The 18635-nt window shown below is 34.2% G+C and carries 14 protein-coding genes; 3 read left to right on the top strand and 11 right to left on the bottom strand.

Translation table 11 applies throughout. From position 1 onward, the window contains the following. Positions 1–127 precede the first annotated feature (127 nt). The 11 genes from ppk1 to GSY47_RS07310 form a co-directional block, all read right to left on the bottom strand. Positions 128–2149 carry a polyphosphate kinase 1 gene (gene ppk1, locus GSY47_RS07360; protein WP_179005184.1) on the bottom strand — a complete coding sequence of 674 codons (2022 nt, stop codon included), beginning with the start codon at positions 2147–2149 and terminating at the stop codon, positions 128–130. A gap of 269 nt (positions 2150–2418) precedes the next feature. Continuing rightward, entirely contained in the window at positions 2419–2712 is a 294-nt protein-coding gene (locus GSY47_RS07355) for a hypothetical protein (protein ID WP_179005183.1), read from the bottom strand. Positions 2713–2758: 46 nt separating this feature from the next. After that, positions 2759–3667: a glycerophosphodiester phosphodiesterase family protein gene (locus GSY47_RS07350; protein WP_179005182.1), complete on the bottom strand. Its 909-nt coding sequence runs from the start codon at positions 3665–3667 to the stop codon at positions 2759–2761. 1 nt (position 3668) lies between these two features. Then, positions 3669–5243 carry a calcineurin-like phosphoesterase C-terminal domain-containing protein gene (locus GSY47_RS07345; RefSeq protein ID WP_179005181.1) on the bottom strand — a complete coding sequence of 525 codons (1575 nt, stop codon included), beginning with the start codon at positions 5241–5243 and terminating at the stop codon, positions 3669–3671. Positions 5244–5254: 11 nt separating this feature from the next. Then, positions 5255–6688 (bottom strand): SusD/RagB family nutrient-binding outer membrane lipoprotein, encoded by a 1434-nt coding sequence (locus GSY47_RS07340; protein WP_219071209.1) that lies wholly within the window; start codon positions 6686–6688, stop codon positions 5255–5257. Between the two features lie 7 nt (positions 6689–6695). Next, entirely contained in the window at positions 6696–10073 is a 3378-nt protein-coding gene (locus GSY47_RS07335; protein WP_246611281.1) for a SusC/RagA family TonB-linked outer membrane protein, read from the bottom strand. 146 nt (positions 10074–10219) lie between these two features. After that, positions 10220–11125, bottom strand: coding sequence for a FecR family protein (locus tag GSY47_RS07330; protein WP_218651423.1), 906 nt, complete (start codon positions 11123–11125; stop codon positions 10220–10222). Between the two features lie 108 nt (positions 11126–11233). Beyond that, complete coding sequence (locus GSY47_RS07325) at positions 11234–11821, bottom strand: RNA polymerase sigma-70 factor (RefSeq protein ID WP_179005174.1); 588 nt, start codon at positions 11819–11821, stop codon at positions 11234–11236. A 110-nt stretch (positions 11822–11931) separates the two neighbouring features. Then, positions 11932–12654 (bottom strand): hypothetical protein, encoded by a 723-nt coding sequence (locus tag GSY47_RS07320; protein ID WP_179005173.1) that lies wholly within the window; start codon positions 12652–12654, stop codon positions 11932–11934. An 84-nt stretch (positions 12655–12738) separates the two neighbouring features. Continuing rightward, positions 12739–13806 (bottom strand): hypothetical protein, encoded by a 1068-nt coding sequence (locus tag GSY47_RS07315; protein ID WP_179005172.1) that lies wholly within the window; start codon positions 13804–13806, stop codon positions 12739–12741. Positions 13807–14085: 279 nt separating this feature from the next. Next, positions 14086–15606, bottom strand: a complete 1521-nt coding sequence (locus tag GSY47_RS07310; protein WP_179005171.1) for a carbohydrate-binding domain-containing protein — start codon at positions 15604–15606, stop codon at positions 14086–14088. Positions 15607–16067: 461 nt separating this feature from the next. On the opposite strand from GSY47_RS07310, the gene GSY47_RS07305 reads away from it, so the two are divergent. From GSY47_RS07305 to GSY47_RS07295, 3 genes are all read left to right on the top strand, one after another. Further along, positions 16068–16898, top strand: coding sequence for a helix-turn-helix transcriptional regulator (locus GSY47_RS07305; protein WP_179005170.1), 831 nt, complete (start codon positions 16068–16070; stop codon positions 16896–16898). Between the two features lie 161 nt (positions 16899–17059). Next, a complete protein-coding gene (ygiD, locus tag GSY47_RS07300; protein ID WP_449267397.1) occupies positions 17060–17893 on the top strand; it encodes a 4,5-DOPA-extradiol-dioxygenase in 834 nt (277 codons plus the stop codon). Beyond that, a complete protein-coding gene (locus GSY47_RS07295; RefSeq protein WP_179005168.1) occupies positions 17890–18630 on the top strand; it encodes an alpha/beta hydrolase in 741 nt (246 codons plus the stop codon). Before ygiD ends, GSY47_RS07295 begins: the two co-directional genes overlap by 4 nt. Positions 18631–18635: the final 5 nt, after the last annotated feature.

Below are 18635 nucleotides of genomic sequence, written 5' to 3'. Positions count from 1 at the left end.
GAGGTGATAAACATTTTTATATGAAGTTACGAATGTAATTTTTTTTAAATTCTCAAAGATAATTTTGATGCAAATGTATCACAACTAAATAATTCAAAATAAATCATTTAGACTTTTCTAAATTAATTTAAGAGATTCTATTGGCATCAGCAATCCAATTGTAGGTTTCTGTCTGTGCTCGTCTTGGTATTATATGATCTTCAATTTCCAATTCATTTAATCCTTCGCTATTTATTGTTCTTCTTTTCGTATTATCTTCTAATTGAAGCTGAATTAACTTATTTATTTCCTGAATATGTTTTTCATCATGTAAAGGAAATGCCACTTCTATTCTTCTATTTAAATTTCGACTTAACATATCCGCAGAAGATAAATAAATTTTTTCCTGACCGTTATTTCCAAACTTATAGATTCTGGAATGTTCTAAAAACATATCTACAATACGGTAGATTTTTATATGCTCTGACACTTTTCTAATTCCAGGCAAAAGCGTGCATATTCCACGTACTATTAATGTAACTTCAACTCCAGCCTTATCCGCTTCAATCAGTTTATCAATAATATCTTTTTCATCTAGTCCATTTACTTTTAAAAATACAGAAGCCGGCTGTCCCATTTTTTTGTTCTTTATTTCCGTATCTATCAGTTCCAGCAATTTTTCTTTCATATTAAAACCTGCGGCTAAAATATGTTTTGGTTCAGTACTTTTTTTCTTGGTTTTTAAAAAGGTAAAAATCTTTTTTAAATCATTAGTATAGGCAGTTTCAGCAGTAAAAAAACCAAAATCTGAATAGATATTTGCTGTGCTTTCATTAAAATTTCCTGTTGACAAATAACCATAATTCTTTTTATTGCCGAATTTATCTTTCATCGTAATCATGGCCGCTTTGGCGTGCACTTTTAAATTGGGAAGACTTTGAATGATTTTAATTCCGGCATTTTTCATTTCTTTAGACCAGAATAAATTATTGTGTTCATCAAAACGTGCTTTTACCTCAACAAAAACAGTTACTTTTTTTCCATTCTTAGCTGCGCTGATTAAAGCATTTGCTATTAAAGATTGAGAAGAAATTCGATATAGCGTAATTTTAATCTCCGTAACATTTTTATTAATTGCTGCTTGATTAAAAAACTGAAGCACATAATAATACGATTGATACGGAAAATGAAGTAACTGATTGTGCTTCTTTATGACATCAAAAATTGATGCCTTATTTTCAAAAGGCAGATGTTGAAGATTTGGATAAAATTTTCCCTGAAGCTTTGGTTTTACAGGATTTGGAAACTTAAATAAATCGAAAAAATTATGATGGCTTCCGCCTTTAATCATTTCACTTTTGTAAAGTTTAAAGGCTTTTTTACAGATTGAAAAGGAATCTGCATCCATATTGGAATCGTATAAAAATCTTGTAGCAGAACCTCGTTTGCGTTCTTCGACTTTTGCTTCAATTTTTGCTATTAAATCGCCTGAAGTTTCGTCTTCAATCAGATAATTTTCATCTCGGTTTAATTTGATGGCATTACAGGAAATGATTTTATCAGCTGGAAATATCAATGATAAACAATTTCTAATTATGGTATCGATTGAAATAATATACTGTCTGTTTTCCACGCTTTGCAACTGCTTAAAACGTTCGAGTTTATCTGAAGGAATATTTAAATAAGCAAAATTATAATTGCCTTTACTGTCTTTTAATTTTACCAGAAAATACAAACTTCTGTTGTTTAAAAAATAAGTTTTGGGCTGATTTATTGTAACGTAAACCACTTGTATATACGAAAGAATAATGCTTTTAAAATAATATTCAATCTCCATTAAATGCACAGGCAATAATTCCTGATATTCATAATAAATAATATCGTTTAAAGCCAATTCAGTTAGGATGGAATAACTCCATATTTTTCCAAATCTATTTTGCTGTCGATTTACTTCTTTTAAAACATCCTCTAAAAGATCACTGTTTTTCTTAGTCTTCTTTTTGTGCAGTTTATTGATTTTGACTCTGAAAAATTCATCTAGATTTGAGGAATGAATCGCCAAAAATTTGATTCGGTCATATACTGCATTATTTAAGTCTTCGGCTTCATCCAAAATACAGTTGTTGAAAGAAAGCCAAGAGATTTCTGAAGGAATAAGATGGTTATGCACGTTTTATATTTTGATGGTTAAAACTGAATTAACAATACTAACTTCGTAAATTTAAGTCATTAATTTTTCTCTACTTCATCACAAAAACAAGCAATTAACTAAAAAATAATCTATTGCTAACATCGTGCACTAATACCTAACCTATTTCTGACATCATTTTTGGCAAAAGTTAAGTATGGTTTAAGAAATCAAAAAAAGTAGAGAAGCACAAAAACCTCCAAGATTTAACCTGGAGGTTTTATAACTATAATTTAGTTGAATAAATAAAATTAAAAATTTAATAAAGGCGGATTTTTTTGCACTTCAGAAAGTAGTTTTCGGTTCCCTTTGTTTATCGCCGTTCGTACTCTTTTTTTCTTTCCTTCATATTCCTTAATACATCTTTCGAGTTCGCCGTAAAGCTTATTGTATTTCTCATATAACTTTTCCAGTGATTCCATCCCTTCTCGGATTTCTGATTCTTGTGATTCTTCTAACACATAAGAAAATACAGCAGACATCGCTTCAAACTTATTGAAAGCCGCTGTGATAATCCGGTGTTCTCTGGAACTTATTCCGTTCATCCTTAAATTTCCTTTATTAAATTAATTATTCAAAAAAAATATTGTTTTACAAAGTCAGTTTTTGCAATACTTTTTCAGGATAATCCGTAATTATTGCGTCTACCTGAAGCTGTATCATATTGTCAATTGCTTTATCATCATTAACAGTCCACGGAATGATTTTCATCTTCAGTAATCGAAGTGAATCGACTGCTTTTTGGTTGAGTAATTTATAATGCGGACTGTAAATTTCTGGCTTAAAATCAAGCAGTAAAAGATTTTTTGACACACTGCCTTCACCAACTAGATAGGCGATTTTTGTTTTAGGATATCTTTTATGCATTACATTTAATACAGCTGGATCAAAAGACTGAATATTGATCTTTCGCTCAATTCCTTTGTCCTTAATGATTTTCATTACCAAATCAGTAAAAGCTCCTGGTTCTGGCTGTCTTTTACCATAATCTGATTTTTCAGATTTGATTTCGATATTGTATCGAACTGGTTTCAAATTGTTTTTAGCAATATATTCTTCAACACTATCAATCACTTCTGACAATAAAGGCTTGTATGTTTTTTGTTTTTGCTGCATCGGAAAAGCAGTATTTCCTCTCGAACCGCTGTCAAACTTTCTGATGCTGTCATACGTCATTTCATAAAGGTTATAGCTCTTTTCTTTTTCTTTTATAATTGGTTTTCCTTCGCTGTCAAGCATATATTGCGAAGACATAAATACCTCATGAGAAACGACTACTTTCTGATCTTTAGAAATCACAACATCCAATTCGACAACGTCTGCACCTTTCTTAACAGCACTAATAAAAGCAGGAATAGAATTCTCTGGAAAATTGCCACGGTCACCGCGATGTCCCTGTACTTCTATCGTTCTTTTTGCTGTAACTGTCTTTTGGCTTCCGCAGGAATATATTGCTGCTACCGCAATTAAAACACAAATTATCTTTTTGAATTTTAGCATCCTATTTCACTTTATCTATTCTGTAAGTGGCATTTGCAGTGTGCGTTTTACCAAACATATCTGTTGCTTTGATTTCAATCGCATGTTCTCCAATAGCAAGATCAGAAGGAATGTTTCCTCTCCAAACATGAGTGCTTTTTTCAGGATCAGAAGAACGTTTTCCCGGCATTAACACCTCAGACAATTCCCATTCATAAACCAATTCAACGTACGACGGATCTTGTACTTCTACATATTCCATTTCTTTCCATTCTCCTTGATCTACGCGATACACCACTTTATCTTTTTTACTTCCCATAAAAAAATTGGCAAATACACCAGATTTGGTACGTTTTCCTTTTGCTACGACTTTTGGAGCGAAAACTTTCATTTGATAGTTCTCTGGTTTTCCAGCTACTTTATAATCAACGGTATATTTATTTCCATTAAAATGAATAAAAGCATACCCTTTTGGAGTTCCATCTCTCATAACCGAAATTGGAATTCCCGTCTCATCCAGTTTTCCAGAATACCAGTCACCCGATGTGGTTCCGATATTATAATGATGATGCGGCGTTTCCTGTAACCAGCCGTCTTTCTTTTCGAAAAAATCTTGTCTTTGTAAATGCGTATGTGCCGAAAGGGAAAGTGTATTCGGGAAGTCTTTCAACAATTCAAATAATTTTTGACGGTCTTCATCTCTGAAAGAATCGTCTTTACTATCAGGTTCGCTTATGGGAATATGGAAAGCCAGAACAATCAAATTGTCTTTTGGAACCGTTTTAAGGTCATTTGCTATAAACTGCATTTGCTCTTCTGTAAATCCTCCCCAATATCCTTCATGATCTCTAGGATCTGGATACAAAACATCATCCAAAACAATAAAATGTACTTTGCCGTAATTGAAGGCATAATTGGCTGGACCAAAATGAGCTTCGTAAGTTTCATCTGCCAATTTATCTTCTTTGGCGTCAAAATTTAAATCATGATTTCCTAAAAGATTGTACCACGGAATTCCAACTTTCTTTACTGCCTGAATATACGGATTGAATAAACTAAGGTCATTTCCAACCAAATCTCCCATACTTAATCCAAACGGAATATTTTTAATACCTTCGACTTCGGCAACAATTCCTCTTGTAAAAAAATCAACTTCTTCTAAAGTATAAGGTTGCGGATCGCCAAAAACAAGCGCCGTAAAATCATTGGTTTCTTTCTGCGGAAGCAATCCGAAATTTACAGATTCCGGTAATTTTCCTGTTGGAGCAACTCCATCAAATTTCCCTTTAGGAGAACCCGCTGGTTTATGATTATAGAAAAACTGAGGCAGATTATCTTTATTAACCTGAATCTTGTACCCCGAAGGTTTGATTACAGCAATTATTGCATCGCTTTGCAGTGACAGTTCGTAGTTTCCTTTTTTATCAGTTAAAACTACTTCACGTCCATTGGTTACGGCAACATTTGCAATCCCTTTTTCTTTTTTCTCTTTTTTACCGTTTTGATTTAAATCTTCAAATACGATTCCCTTTACGCTTGTCTGTGCGGTTAAAACGCCACAAAACAATAATGCGCTGTATATAAATGTCTTTTTCATTTCTTATTATTTTATTTATCCCACCAAACTTTTGTATTGATATTATCGCCTCCTACCATTTCAACTGCCTTGTGATAGTTTTCAGTGTTTTTAATCTGCTGATTGTCTGGATAAGTGAATCTTGACGGCATAACTCCATTGTTTAACATGGCAGTTGTTGTTGGCAATACAGGAAATCCTGTTCTACGATATTCAAACCACTGCTGATAATCAGTAAAATACAAAGCGTAGTATTTCTGCAGCATGATTCTTTCCAAAGTTCCATCATACTGTGCTTCTGGTTTACTAAAATAAGTTGTTGGAGTTGTTGCTTTTAATTGCTCTATCCCGGCTCTCACTCCTTTTTCATAATGTCCAGCAGCGTCTGCAATAAGACCTCTCTGTGCTAATTCTGCTTTAATAAATTCAACCTCAGCATAAGTCAAAAGAAAAATCTGCATCGGATTTTGCACCTGTGTGTTCAAAAGTGTCGAAGCATTATATTTGAACTGAGAATCAGAACCCGCATAAGCACTTGTAATTCCTTTAAACCCGATTGGAGCATTGGTAACCAAAGCTGTTGCTCCTGTTGCAATTATAGCTCTTCTCGGATCTTCAAGCGTATTTAGATTATCAATAAAGAAAGAAGCCATTTTGATGTTCAAATTGAAATCCTGAGGTCTTCCCCACGGAGAAACATTCGGCGATACACCTGTTACTTTCAAAATAGCACTTTCGGCAGTATTGGTAAAAACAGGATAAACTTCAGGATGATCTGCCATATAAGCGAGTTTTTCAAAAGCACCAATTTCTGTTCTGTTTGAAACTCTTAGCAATAATCTCATTTTTAAAGAATTGGTAAACTTCTTCCATTTTAACACATTATTTTGAAACAGAATATCTTCGGTATAAATCATTGCTTTACTTGTATCATAAAGCGTATTGGCTCTTTCTAAATCAGCTAAAATGGTTTCATAAATAAACTCCTGTGTGTCGTACTTTGGATATAAGATTCCATCTTCTCCGCGTACTGCTTCAGTCATTGGAACTGGCCCAAAAAGATCTGTAAGATTAGCATACACCAAAGCATTCAGCGTTAATGCCACTGCTTCATAATTGCCATCTCCCGCTTTTACCGAAGCCATTCGCATTTCTCTAATATTATTCAGCCATTTGTAATAATTATTCCAGGCCGAGTTTCCAATATTATTGCTTACATCATAACGATGCAAACCTCCTGTAATACTTGGAAAAGGAAGTGAAACCTTCATTAGGTTGAAAGTAACATCTACACTCTGTGATGCATTCTGTGAAGCTACTCCGTAAATAATTGGATTAATTAAAGTGCCCGGACTTATTTCGGTAATAAGATTAGGGTTTTCGTTCAGCTCTTCATAACTTCCTGTACAAGAAATAATCAGTCCTGTTAGCAGTAATAGTATTGCAGTAATTTTTATCTTTTTCATTGTCTTATTATAAAGTCAAACTTAAATTGAAACCATAAGTAGCTGGAGACGGCATCTGCCCCATTTCAATACCTGGTAAAATGGTATCTCCGTTTAACGCTGCTGTTTCTGGATCGTAAATTGGAAAATCTGAAACAGTTGCTAAATCTCTTCCGAAAAGTGAAAACTGAACTGACTGAAGTCCTGTGTTTTTCAGCCATCTTTTTGGCATAGTATATTGAAGACTTATTTCGCGAAGTTTTCCAAAAGAAGCATCAAAAGAGTTGGATTCGATATTGGCTCTTCGGTAATAACGAGTATACCAATCTGCCGTTTTTACTTGTTTTGTATTTGGCGAATAAGATCCGTCTGCATTTTGAACCACACCTTCACCAATGATAAAGCCGGTTTCTCTGCCCATACTATTTGAATTTAATTTTCCTTGTTCAGAAAGCTTGTGATGGGTCTGCGAATAGATGATTCCTCCATATTGCCCGTCTAAAGTTACATTCATAGTAAAGTTTCCGATTGAAAAGCTATTGGTAAAACCCGCTTTCCATTTTGGACTCGCATCACCGATATACTGAATTTCTTCAGGATATGCTGGAAGTCCTGCATTATCGTAAACAATTTGTCCATCAGGAGATCTCACGAATCCAAAACCGTAAATGGCACTTGTTGTTCCGCCTACTTTTGCAATGATAGAAGCTGTTCCTCCTGTGCCAATGATCTGCTGACCATCGATTCCTTCCGGTAATTCCATTACTTTATTCCAGTTTCTTGACCAGTTTACAGTTGAATTCCATTTAAAATTATCGCCATCAATAATTTTTCCGCCAAGAGTCAATTCAATTCCTCGGTTTCTCACTTTTCCTCCATTTAAAACCGCGCCGCTGTAACCTGTTGAGAAATCCATCGGAATATCAATAATCTGGTTTTTTGTTACACTTTCGTAAACCGTAGCGTCTGCTGTAAGTCGGTTTTTAAACATTCTAATTTCGAAACCTGTTTCAAAACTCGTTGTAATTTCAGGTTTAAAATGGTCGTTGTATAAAACCGTTAAAGTCTGCGCAGAACTTGGGAAAGCACTTTGTCCGTAATATTTTTGGGTTTTATATGGTTCAGTATCATTTCCTACCTGAGCGAAAGAAAGTCTGTATTTTAAGAAATCAATTGATTTAGGAAGTGAAACCATTTCAGAAATAACCGCACTTGTATTAATCGACGGATAAAAGAAGGAATTGTTTTCAACTGGAAGTGTACTCGTCCAGTCATTTCTTCCTGTAATATCAACAAAAAGCATATCGGCATAAGACATCGAAACCAAACCATACAAACTGCTCATTTTTTTGTAAGCATCCCCTAAAGTTAAAATTGGTGCGCTGGAACCGTTTGAAAGTTTATAAACTCCAGGAACAACCAAACCTGTAACCTCTGCTTCTGTTCTTCTGTATTTATAACTCATGGCATTTCCTCCGGCTGAAGCAGCAAGCGAGAATTTGTTACCAAAATCTTTTTTATATGAAAGAAGAAAATCGGAGTTAATTTCTTGTTTGAAAACATCTTGTCTTTCGTAAAATCCTTTCGCATATCTGTTGATACTGTAAGGTCTTTTCTGTTCTCTTGTCTGATTGTATGTGTTCATAGCCGAACGAAGCATTAATTCCAGATTTGAAGACAAAGTGATGTTGGCAAAAATATTACCTACAATCTGATCACTATCTAATGTATTAGTTGCCTCATAAGCAATCAAATAGGGATTATCTATAAAAGAGCTGAAAGGATGCAACTGCTCGATTTGCTCTTTACCTTTCACCCAAATTGGACGATACCAATCCAAGTCGATATTAGGCTGCTGAAAAATCATAAAATAAGCTATAGAACCATTGTTATAACCTGTAGAAGGTAAGTTGTCACTATTTCTTGTATTATAATTTATTGCTGTTCCTAACTTGATTCTATCAGACACTTGATAGTTAGCATTGACAGCAGCAGTAACTCTATCAAAACCTGTATTTGGCATGATCCATTCATTTTTTTGATTTCCAACAGAAAGACGCATTGATCCCTTGCTGTCACCTCCTTGAATAGAAACATTATTATTTAAAGTCACACCCGTTCTCCAAAAATCTTTTCGGTTATCTCTATAAGATTGCCAAGGAAGTCTTTCTGCGGATTGTCCCTGCAAAGCTGGATCATATTGATAGAAATTTTGTCCCGCAAAAGCTGGTCCCCAAGCACTGCTGGTTCCGCTGGTTGAAGTTCCATCTACAGAATTTCCATAAGAATAATATTGATTCCCCGAAGCATCTGGAGAATTTCCTGTTCCTTGTCCGTAACTGTACTGATAATCCGGCCATCTCTGAATTACATCAAATGTTGCTCCTGTGTTGAAAGAAATTCCTAAACCTTTATTTTTCTTTCCAGATTTTGTAGTAATAATTAAAGCTCCGTTTGCTGCACGACTTCCATAAAGCGCAGTTGCACCTGCTCCTTTCAGCACTGTAACAGCATCGATATCATCCAAATTAAGATCAGAAATTCCGTTTCCGTAATCAATTGGCGAATCTTCTCCCATATAAGCACTGCTGGATCCTGAAGTGGTCATCTCTGCATTTACGGGAACTCCATCTACAACGATAAGTGCATAATTTCCTTTTGGACTTAAGGATCTGTTTCCTCTAAGCGTAATCTGCTGTGAGTTTAACGGCCCAGAACCTGTAGATGTAATGCTTAAACCTGCTACTTTTCCTTTTAATCCCGATGACCAGTTGTTTGGTCTTCCCTGCGATAAATTATCAGATTTGATAGTCTGCTGCGAGAATCCTAAACGTTTTTCTTCTCTCTTAATTCCTAAAGCCGTTACCACCACTTCATTAAGTTCGCTTGTACTTAATTTCATCACAATGGTAATTGGGTTAACACTAGCTTGAACCTCTTGAGAAACATATCCCATATAAGAAACGACAAGTACAGCCGAAGCATTTACAGCAAAGCTGAAATTTCCTTCCATGTCTGTCATCGTATTCGTTTTTGTTCCTTTTTCAAGAATGGTGACTCCCGGCATTGGCATACCGCTTTCGTCCAGAACTTTCCCTCGCACATTCATTTGGGCACGAAGATTTTTGGTAACTGTAATAGTGTTGTTTAGTTTTTTAAATGAAAGACCTGTTTTTGCTGCAACTTTTGCAAGCACTCCGTCAAGGCTTTCTTTTTCTGCATAAATGGAAATACGCTGTGAGCTTCCAGATATCTTTTCGTCAAAAAGAAAGGTAAAAGATGTTTTCTGTTCTACTGCGCTGAAAAATTCTGTAATTGCCGCATCTTTTAGATTAAGGCTAATCTGCACATCCTTACCCGACTGTACAGAGGCAAATCCTTTAAAGGAAAAAATTAATAAAATCATTAAGTAAAGATTTTTCATCTTTATATACTTATTGAAAAAAAATTGTAGTTTCGTATTCATTACTATTAGGCTATAAATTTTATTTTTAGTCTTTTAAAATCGCCCGTTTCCGTTGCACCGGAAGCGGGTTTGTTTTTTCTGTTTTTTTATGGTGTCTTTTTTCTTATAGTGATATGGTTTTTGGTTGTGTAATTTATTTTCAGTTGTTTTAAATAGGCAATACTTTCCAATACATTTTCCAGTTTTTCATCTTTAAATTTTCCTGAAATCGTAAGGTCATTAAGTTCTTTATCTTCAATATCAATACTTACATTATACCAGTTTTCAATAATTTTAACCGTTTCTGAAAGCTTGGTGTTTTTAAGTATAATAGTATTACCGATCCAAGCGATTTTATCTTCGCTGTTTTCTGTAGAAATTTGAAAATCAGAATTTTTAATTAAATCAGCCTGTTGGTTTTTAATAAGCAGTACTTTTTTACCTGTTGGCGAGCTCACTTCAACTTTCCCGCTGATAACGCTTACTTTGGTATCGTGATGGTTATAGGAATTGATATCGAATGAAGTTCCAAGCACTCTAACTTTTACGTCGTGTGTCTGTACTATAAAAGGACGTTTTACATCTCTAAAAACTTTAAAATAAGCCTGTCCAACCAATTTAATATTTCTTGTGGTTTCAAATTTTTCTGGATAAGTAATGCTGCTGTTTGAGTTAAGTACGATTACACTTCCGTCTTCAAGGAAAATTTCTTTCTTTTCTCCTTTGGCGGTAATTTGAGTAATTGCTGCAGGCTGGAAAATAAATTGAGCTGCGGCAAATGCAATCGAAAGTCCGATAACGAAAACTGCTGCAATTTTCAACATTTTTCGAGTTGTATATTTTTTTGGTTTTACCTGTAATTCTAAAAATATCTTATTAAGAATTACATCTCCTTTGGCATCAGAAATTTCTATTTCTGATGCTTGTTCCTGCATCTTATCAAAAAATGATTCAACTGCTATTTTTTCTTCAGGTGTGCAGGTACCTTCTTCGTATTTTTTTGCTAGCTGCAAAAAGATTTCTTTTTTCAAAATTATGTGCTTTTATATACAAGTCACATTTTTTGATTCGAACAAGTAGTCCAAAATGCAGGCTTAACGTTTTCTTAAAACCAGTGTTTTTTAGTTAACATAAAAGAACGCTGCCCAGTAAAAAAGAAGATAATTATAAGATGTATTATTAAGACGAAGCTGCTTCAGAGCATTGCTGATATGCTTCTCTACAGTATGAATAGATAAATTGAGTTTTGCTGCAATTTCAGCATTTGTAAAATGATCCATACGGCTGAGCAGAAAGACTTCTCTGCATTTGGGAGTCAATTTATTAATTTGGTCGTTGATGTTTTTCTCCAAATCGATATATTCCAAATCATTTATAGTAAGACTCGGATCTGGAATACTTTCTAATATTTCTGTATGTTGTTGGTCAAATTTCAGGTTTCGAATTTGATTCGCAATCTTATATTTTACTGCTCTAAGAAGATAAGCTTCAAGGTTTAGTATTACGGTGCTGGAGGCATTTTTCCAAAAACTTATGAAGATTTCCTGAACGATATCTTCGCAGATTGCTTCATCTTTATAGATTTTGAAAGCATAAGTATAAAGCTTTTTCCAATATCGGTTAAAAATAATTGAAAACGCGGCATCATTCCCTTCAAAAATTAATTTCTGAAGTTCATCGTCAGCCATTTTCAAAAGATCTTTTTCCATGAGAGATTAAAAAAGCAAATGAAAAGCAACGGATAAAAAATACCTAAGAAGTTAATTTAACTTTGTGTTAAATTAAACTATTTGAAAAATCTGGAAAGAATATCTTTTTTCTAATTAAACAATATCGAAAAGCCTTTTGTATATTTTATAAATAAGTCAATTCCAATCAAGATCAGGATAATTACTATGAAAATGATAAAATAGGTAATCCTTTGGGCTTTTTTATCGAATTCGAAAGTTTTAGGATTTATAAAATAATCTGTATAAACAGCTTGAGAAACTTTTAAATTGGGCGAAAACAGAGAAACGCCATGTAAAAAATGACCAATAAGCTGATACTTGTTTTTGGGAATGTAAGTCATCCCATCTGCCGGCTTTGAAAAATGAATGGGAATTTGTTTACCTTCTTTAAAACCAAAAATATAACTCGGAGAATATTTTGTTCCAATCTTTCGATCGATATCACTTACATAGATTTCTGTACTGCGCTCCAGTTCCTTATACAAAATACTTTCAACAGCGCCATTGTATTGATGATGATGTATGCCATTGTGATCTACCGAAATAGAAATTATCTTTTTTAGTTTTTGATGTTGGTAATTCCTACAAAGAGCCCAAACTCCCCAAAGCAGTAACGGAAAATATATCAGGTCGAAAATCATTTCGCCATTCGATAAACGACTATTATGTTCCAGCTGAATGCTTAAAGGAAGTACTGCAAATAAAAGCAGCATTGCAAAACACAAAAGCCCGAACAGCACATAAACTAATAGGGTAACTGGCACATTACGTTGAGAAGTTACTTTGGGGAAGTTTTCTTTATTATAAATCATTACTAAGATATTCTTTCTAAAATTTTAAGTTGGCACTACAGCAAATCACAGTACAAAGTTTTCCTATTACATCTGAATTTTATCTTATTGTTTTTGAGTCAGACTATTGATCAAATACATTTTTTTTGCATCGGGAGCGTACAATGCAAATCCAAACGGTGATTTGTAAAACTTCGAACTTATAGGAGTAACTGCTGCTTTTGGTTCGTTGACGGTATAAATTCGTGTTTCGTAACCGTCATATTTTTCTTTTTCAATTATCATTTTGGAAACGCTGAAAAGAAATGGCTTTTCTCCAATCATAGTTTTAAAAAAACCTGTACCGCGCCAGCCTACAGCTTGTGTTGCAGGCGATCCGCCTCCAATAACATGATAATACTGTATTTTATCTTCTTCATGAAAATACTGCAGCTCCACTTCTTTTTCTAATGTCGATTCTCCAATATTACTATAATAAAGCTCTTTCTGATAGCGAATAGCACTTTCTGAATCTCTCTCTGATTGATAACCGGCTGTTTTCTGCCATAAAACATTCCATTTTTTATCCAGATAATAATAAAATGCTGTCGTATAAATATTCCCGTCAACATAAGAACGTACGAAATAATACTGACTTTCTTTTCTGATTTTTTCTTGAGCGTTATTTAGTTCTTCATTTGTCAATACGAAATCTGTATTATGCTCTTCAAATTTCTGTCTTGTCGTACTTCCATCAAACGGCCAGCTTGTATAATAAGCATCTTCTTTTTGAGTAGAAACCATAAAACCATCTATCAGTACTGTCCAAAATCCGTCATATTTTACATAAAGAGAATCTGTAATCAATCCGTTTTTATCAATCTTGTAATATTGCTTGTCTCCTTTATTTGCTTCATCATTTCCTATCTGACATCCAATAATTACATTGTCATTAACAGATTGATAAGCCTTGATTGGATTGGGAGATGCCGAAAGTGAAATATCAGTACTGCATATTTCTTTTATGGAGAAAGCAGCATGCTGATAAGCTGAAGAAATTGGTTGATACTCTTGATAAACTACTGGAAGTGGCTCTTGCTTTTTTTCGTAAATCCCAGAATCTTTCTTTTTGAAATACCAAATCCCAGCCAAAACAAATATAACGACAACAATAAATAATATCATTTTTTTCATTTTCTAAAGAGTTAAAAATAGAACTTTCAGCTCGTTTAAGCAAAGCTTATTATTATCCTATGAATGGAGCACTGAAAGGCTATTCACACAAATATATCACAAACAAATCCTATATCTCCTAACTGTTTTATAAATTTATTCAATATCGCTTTTCTAAAAAAATTATTTTATACCTATGAAAATGCAATCTATTTTATATGAAAAAAGAAAGTCCATCCCCAATCAGGAATGGACTTGTTCTAATCAATATAAAAAAACACTCACTAAAATATATACCTATTATCTTCCACCTGGTCCAGTGCTTCCGCCTATTTTGGTTACCATAGAGGTCAGCGTAAAACTTGATGACACTGTAGGGTTGCTAAATGTTCCTGATAAATATAATCCGTTAAAATCTGAAGCACTGCTTACACTAGATGCTGTAACCAATTTATAAGTTTTACCCAAGCTGAATTTACTACCAGACAATAGTAATGTTGTAAAATTAACAGGTGATTTAAATGTCATAATCTCAGCGTTGTCACTATCTAAAACACTATAAGTAGTTCCTGCATTTCCGCCAGCCAAAATAGCCGAAGCCTGGGTAGATACAGTAGCAGTTGGCGAACTGGTTGCTCCTCCTGCACCAATCAACAATCCTCCAGTAATCTTGAATGTATTGTTATCACAGTCAAAACCTTCTTCTGGACTTTTAGCACCAATAGCGAAGACTCTTCCGCCAGTTACTGTCAGCGTACCATTAGAATCGATACCATCATTTGTGGTACTGTAGGCAACAATATTTCCACCATTGATGTAAATGGCATCACCAGCATTTATTGCATCATCGACAGCCTTAATATAAATCGTTCCGTCGTTGATTGTCAATTTACTTTTACTTTCTATTCCTTCACCACCTTCACCAGTTGTTGTAATTGTAATTGTTCCTCCATTAATTACAACATAAGGATCAATCGTATCGTCGGTATCGTATGAAGCTACTATTCCGTCATCGGCTACAGTAATCGTAATCGTTCCTGCATTGATAATAATATGTCCTTCTTCGGCCTCTATACCATCACTTGAAGCAGTTATGTTCAGAGTGCCTCCATCAATATAAATACCATCATTGGTATGAATACCGTCTGAAGCCGCTTTGGTGATATTAATTGTACCGCTTTGCACACGTACATAATCATCTGAAACAATACCATGTTTATTATTACCAACAATATTAAGCGTACCGCTGCCTGAAAAAATAAGCTGTCCTTCGCTGAAAAAAGTTCCTTTTTGGTCTTCAGTAGAAGTAGCATAAGTTGCACCGTCTTCTAAAGTGTTTGTACCGCTTAATATAATAAAAGCACGTTTTCCTGATTGAATATTAATCGCCGGTCCATCATTGTTTTTAATGGATACGCCATTCAGCGTCAGTTTATATTTTTTGTCGCTATAAATTTTGAGCATACCATTGGTTGTAGTTCCTGTAACTTCATAAGCCACTTCGGCAACTGTAGAAGTAATCGTAACATCTGCTCCTGAAATGGCAACAGTTACTCCTGTCACTGCATTTTCTGCCGTAGCACTGGTGCCGTTGAATGTAATTTTTACGGTAGAACTAAAAGTAGAATTCGCAATTAAATCATCTGCGTTTGCGCCGGTTTCTGAGGATCCTTCTGCCGTTCCCTTTGCTGTCGTTGCGCTGATTGTAATAGGATTATTGGTTGTAACAGTCGTGTCGTCCTCTGTATCATTATCTTTTGAACAAGAAATAGTAAGAACTCCTAAAAATAGACTGAAATAGAAATATACTTTAGTTTTCATATTATTGGGGTTTATAAAATTTATAATTACGTATTAAGCATCTAACCAAAAGCCAATATCATTAATGCAGTTTTTAATAATATAAGCTCAGATGCAGTACTTTAATAACAGTTACCAATGCAATAATATGTATATTCAGAAGCTCTAACAATAAAATGAGGTAAACGCATATTTTTTAGTGGTAAAAGAAATGGCAAGTCTTCTAAAATAAAGCATTGCTTTTTAAATTTTGCAATCAAGTATTAAAATACAAAACACTAATTAGAAATAAACATCATGAATATCAGTATATACTCCTCTTTCTTTGATTCCTATTTACCAAATTAATTTCTAAACCATAAACAAAATGCATTAAGTTTCAATCAACTTAAAAAACACACCGTTTTATTTAAACAAAATTTCGCGTTTAATTTCTTGAGTGAATCCCTTACCTTTATAACCTGTCTTTTAAAAACCACATAATGACCGAAATTTTCAAAGTCTTTCGAATCACCGAATCAGAATCAGAAAAAATAATGCAGTCTGTAAATGAACCGCATTCTCATGATTTTGAAGAACTTATTATTGGCAACAAAGGACAGTTGGAGCATTTTATAGATTTTAATTCCAAACTAATTGATGCTCCCTTCATCAGTTTTGTCACGCAGGGAAAAATTCATCGCGCCAAACCGCTCATAAAAGACGGCGAATGCGATATGTGGGTTTTAAGATTTAAAAGTGAATTTATTGCCGAAACGACTTTCAGCCTTTATGCTTCTTTTCATGATAAAGCCAACATTAGTCTACAAAGCAATCAATGTTTTGAAAAACTGGATATTCTCTGTAAAATGATTTATGATGAGTATAGTCAAGAAGCGCCGGATCTTGCCGTTATCCGACAATTATTAAGCGCCTTGTTTACCATTATAGAATCGGAAAGACGCAAATTGAACTTGGATAATGACGAATCTAAGAAGATTCACAGTTCTACTTTTAAAAACTTCCTTCGATTATTAGAAGAACATTACAAGGAATCCAAAGACGTAAATTTCTATGCCGAAAAGCTTTTTATGACTTCTCGTAACTTAAACCTCATCTGTCAAAACATTTTACAGCAGAGCGTTTCTGAAATCATAGAAACCCGAAAACTTACTGAAGCCAAAAATCTTTTAATGACTACGGATAAAAATATAGCTGAAATTGGTTATGAACTTGGTTTTAATGAAAAAACCTATTTTACACATGCCTTTAAACGTAAAGCAGGCATGACTCCGACTGAGTTTAGGGATGAAATGCAGAAACTGCTTTCTTAAAAACACAACCATTCTTCCGAAAATCGTTACCCCATTCGTTGTTATTAATCTGAACTTTGTAATCACAAAAAAAGATTTTTCTTAAAAACGAATTATAATATAAAATGAACCGTAAAGATTTTCTAAAAACTATGGCAATACTACCAATTGGAGCTGCTGCAATGAAATTGAGCTCTCTTAAAACCGTTTCAGATTCTTTCGCCGCAACAGAAAGAATGCCCGTTTTATTTCTTGGACACGGAAATCCGATGAATGCTTTGGCGGATAATAGTTTTACACAAGGTTTTCAAAATATAGCCAAAACACTTCCAAAACCAAAAGCAATTCTATGTATCTCTGCACACTGGGAAACCAAAGGAACTTTTGTAACTGCAATGGAAAAACCAGAAACCATTCATGATTTTGGAGGTTTTCCGCAAGCACTTTTTGATGTTCAATATCCTGCTCCAGGAAGTCCAGAACTGGCTTTAGAAACCCAAAAAATAATTACCTCAACTTCTGTAGGGTTAAGTAATGACTGGGGGTTGGATCACGGATGTTGGACAGTGGTAAAATTCCTGTATCCAAATGCTGATATTCCGATTATTCAAATGAGTATTGATTATACGAAACCGGCTTCTTATCATTATGAATTAGGAAAAGAATTAGCTGCTTTAAGAAGAAAAGGTGTCTTAATTGTTGGAAGCGGTAACTCCGTTCATAATTTACGATTAGCAGCCTGGGACAAAATGATGGTTCCAGGTTATGCTTTTGAATGGGCTCATATTGCAAATGAAAAAATGAAAACGATGATTCTAGAAAACGATCATCAATCTCTGGTAAACTTTGACAAACAAGGAAAAGAGTTTCAATTAGCGGTGCCAACTCCAGAACATTATATGCCGTTATTATACACTTTATCACTTAGAGAAAAAGATGAAAAGGCGACTATTTTTAACGATGCCATTTTAGCGGGATCACTCAACATGATGTCGGTTAAAATAGATAAAGCATGAGTTTAAACAAACCGTTTTGGATTTCTTTCGGAATCCTTATTTCCATTTCAATCTTTAGTTTTACGATTATGAATTCAGATACAAAAAATACAAAACTGCACTATTTAATTAGACAGCCAAAAATTAAAACAGAAAATCCACCCTTGTTGATTCTGCTTCATGGTGTAGGCGGTAACGAACAGAACTTATTTTCTTTTGCTCCTAATCTGCCAGAAAAATTTGTGGTGGTTTCAGCTCGAGGTCCATTGACTTTTGGAGCGAATAGTTTTGCTTGGTTTCAAGTAGATTTTTCTACAGGAAAACCTCAAATCAACGAACAGCAGGCAGAAAATGCTAGAAAAATGCTCATCGATTTTATCGAAGATTTAAAAACAGAAATCTCTTTTGACTCTAAACAAGTTTATTTAATGGGATTCAGCCAAGGCGGTATTATGAGTTACAGCGTGGCTTTGACTGCTCCAGAAAAAGTAAGCGGAATTGCTGTAATGAGCGGCAGATTACTTCCAGAAATCAAACCTTTTATGGCTGATGAAAAACGTCTGGAAAAACTCAAAATTTTTATTTCTCACGGAAAACAAGATGCCGTTTTAAATTATCAATATGCAGTAGACGCTTTAGATTTTCTTAAAACTAAAAATCTAAATCCTGAATTTCATTCTTACGAAGAAGGACATACCGTAAATCAGCAAATGTTTGATGATGTTAATCTTTGGCTTACAGAAAATATCACAAAATAAAAAAA

The organism is Flavobacterium quisquiliarum, from assembly GCF_019308285.1.
GTDB lineage: Bacteria > Bacteroidota > Bacteroidia > Flavobacteriales > Flavobacteriaceae > Flavobacterium > Flavobacterium quisquiliarum.
Note: the sequence above shows the minus strand (reverse complement) of the source record. Positions and strands in the feature narration are given on the sequence as shown.

Bases quoted from the DNA above. Each gene is read 5' to 3' on its own strand.
- GSY47_RS07355 (WP_179005183.1), bottom strand. From the start codon at position 2,712: ATGAACGGAATAAGTTCCAGAGAACACCGGATTATCACAGCGGCTTTC.
- GSY47_RS07350 (WP_179005182.1), bottom strand. From the start codon at position 3,667: ATGCTAAAATTCAAAAAGATAATTTGTGTTTTAATTGCGGTAGCAGCA.
- GSY47_RS07345 (WP_179005181.1), bottom strand. From the start codon at position 5,243: ATGAAAAAGACATTTATATACAGCGCATTATTGTTTTGTGGCGTTTTA.
- GSY47_RS07340 (WP_219071209.1), bottom strand. From the start codon at position 6,688: ATGAAAAAGATAAAAATTACTGCAATACTATTACTGCTAACAGGACTG.
- GSY47_RS07335 (WP_246611281.1), bottom strand. From the start codon at position 10,073: ATGATTTTATTAATTTTTTCCTTTAAAGGATTTGCCTCTGTACAGTCG.
- GSY47_RS07325 (WP_179005174.1), bottom strand. From the start codon at position 11,821: ATGGAAAAAGATCTTTTGAAAATGGCTGACGATGAACTTCAGAAATTA.
- GSY47_RS07320 (WP_179005173.1), bottom strand. From the start codon at position 12,654: ATGATTTATAATAAAGAAAACTTCCCCAAAGTAACTTCTCAACGTAAT.
- GSY47_RS07315 (WP_179005172.1), bottom strand. From the start codon at position 13,806: ATGAAAAAAATGATATTATTTATTGTTGTCGTTATATTTGTTTTGGCT.
- GSY47_RS07310 (WP_179005171.1), bottom strand. From the start codon at position 15,606: ATGAAAACTAAAGTATATTTCTATTTCAGTCTATTTTTAGGAGTTCTT.
- GSY47_RS07305 (WP_179005170.1), top strand. From the start codon at position 16,068: ATGACCGAAATTTTCAAAGTCTTTCGAATCACCGAATCAGAATCAGAA.
- ygiD (WP_449267397.1), top strand. From the start codon at position 17,060: ATGAAATTGAGCTCTCTTAAAACCGTTTCAGATTCTTTCGCCGCAACA.
- GSY47_RS07295 (WP_179005168.1), top strand. From the start codon at position 17,890: ATGAGTTTAAACAAACCGTTTTGGATTTCTTTCGGAATCCTTATTTCC.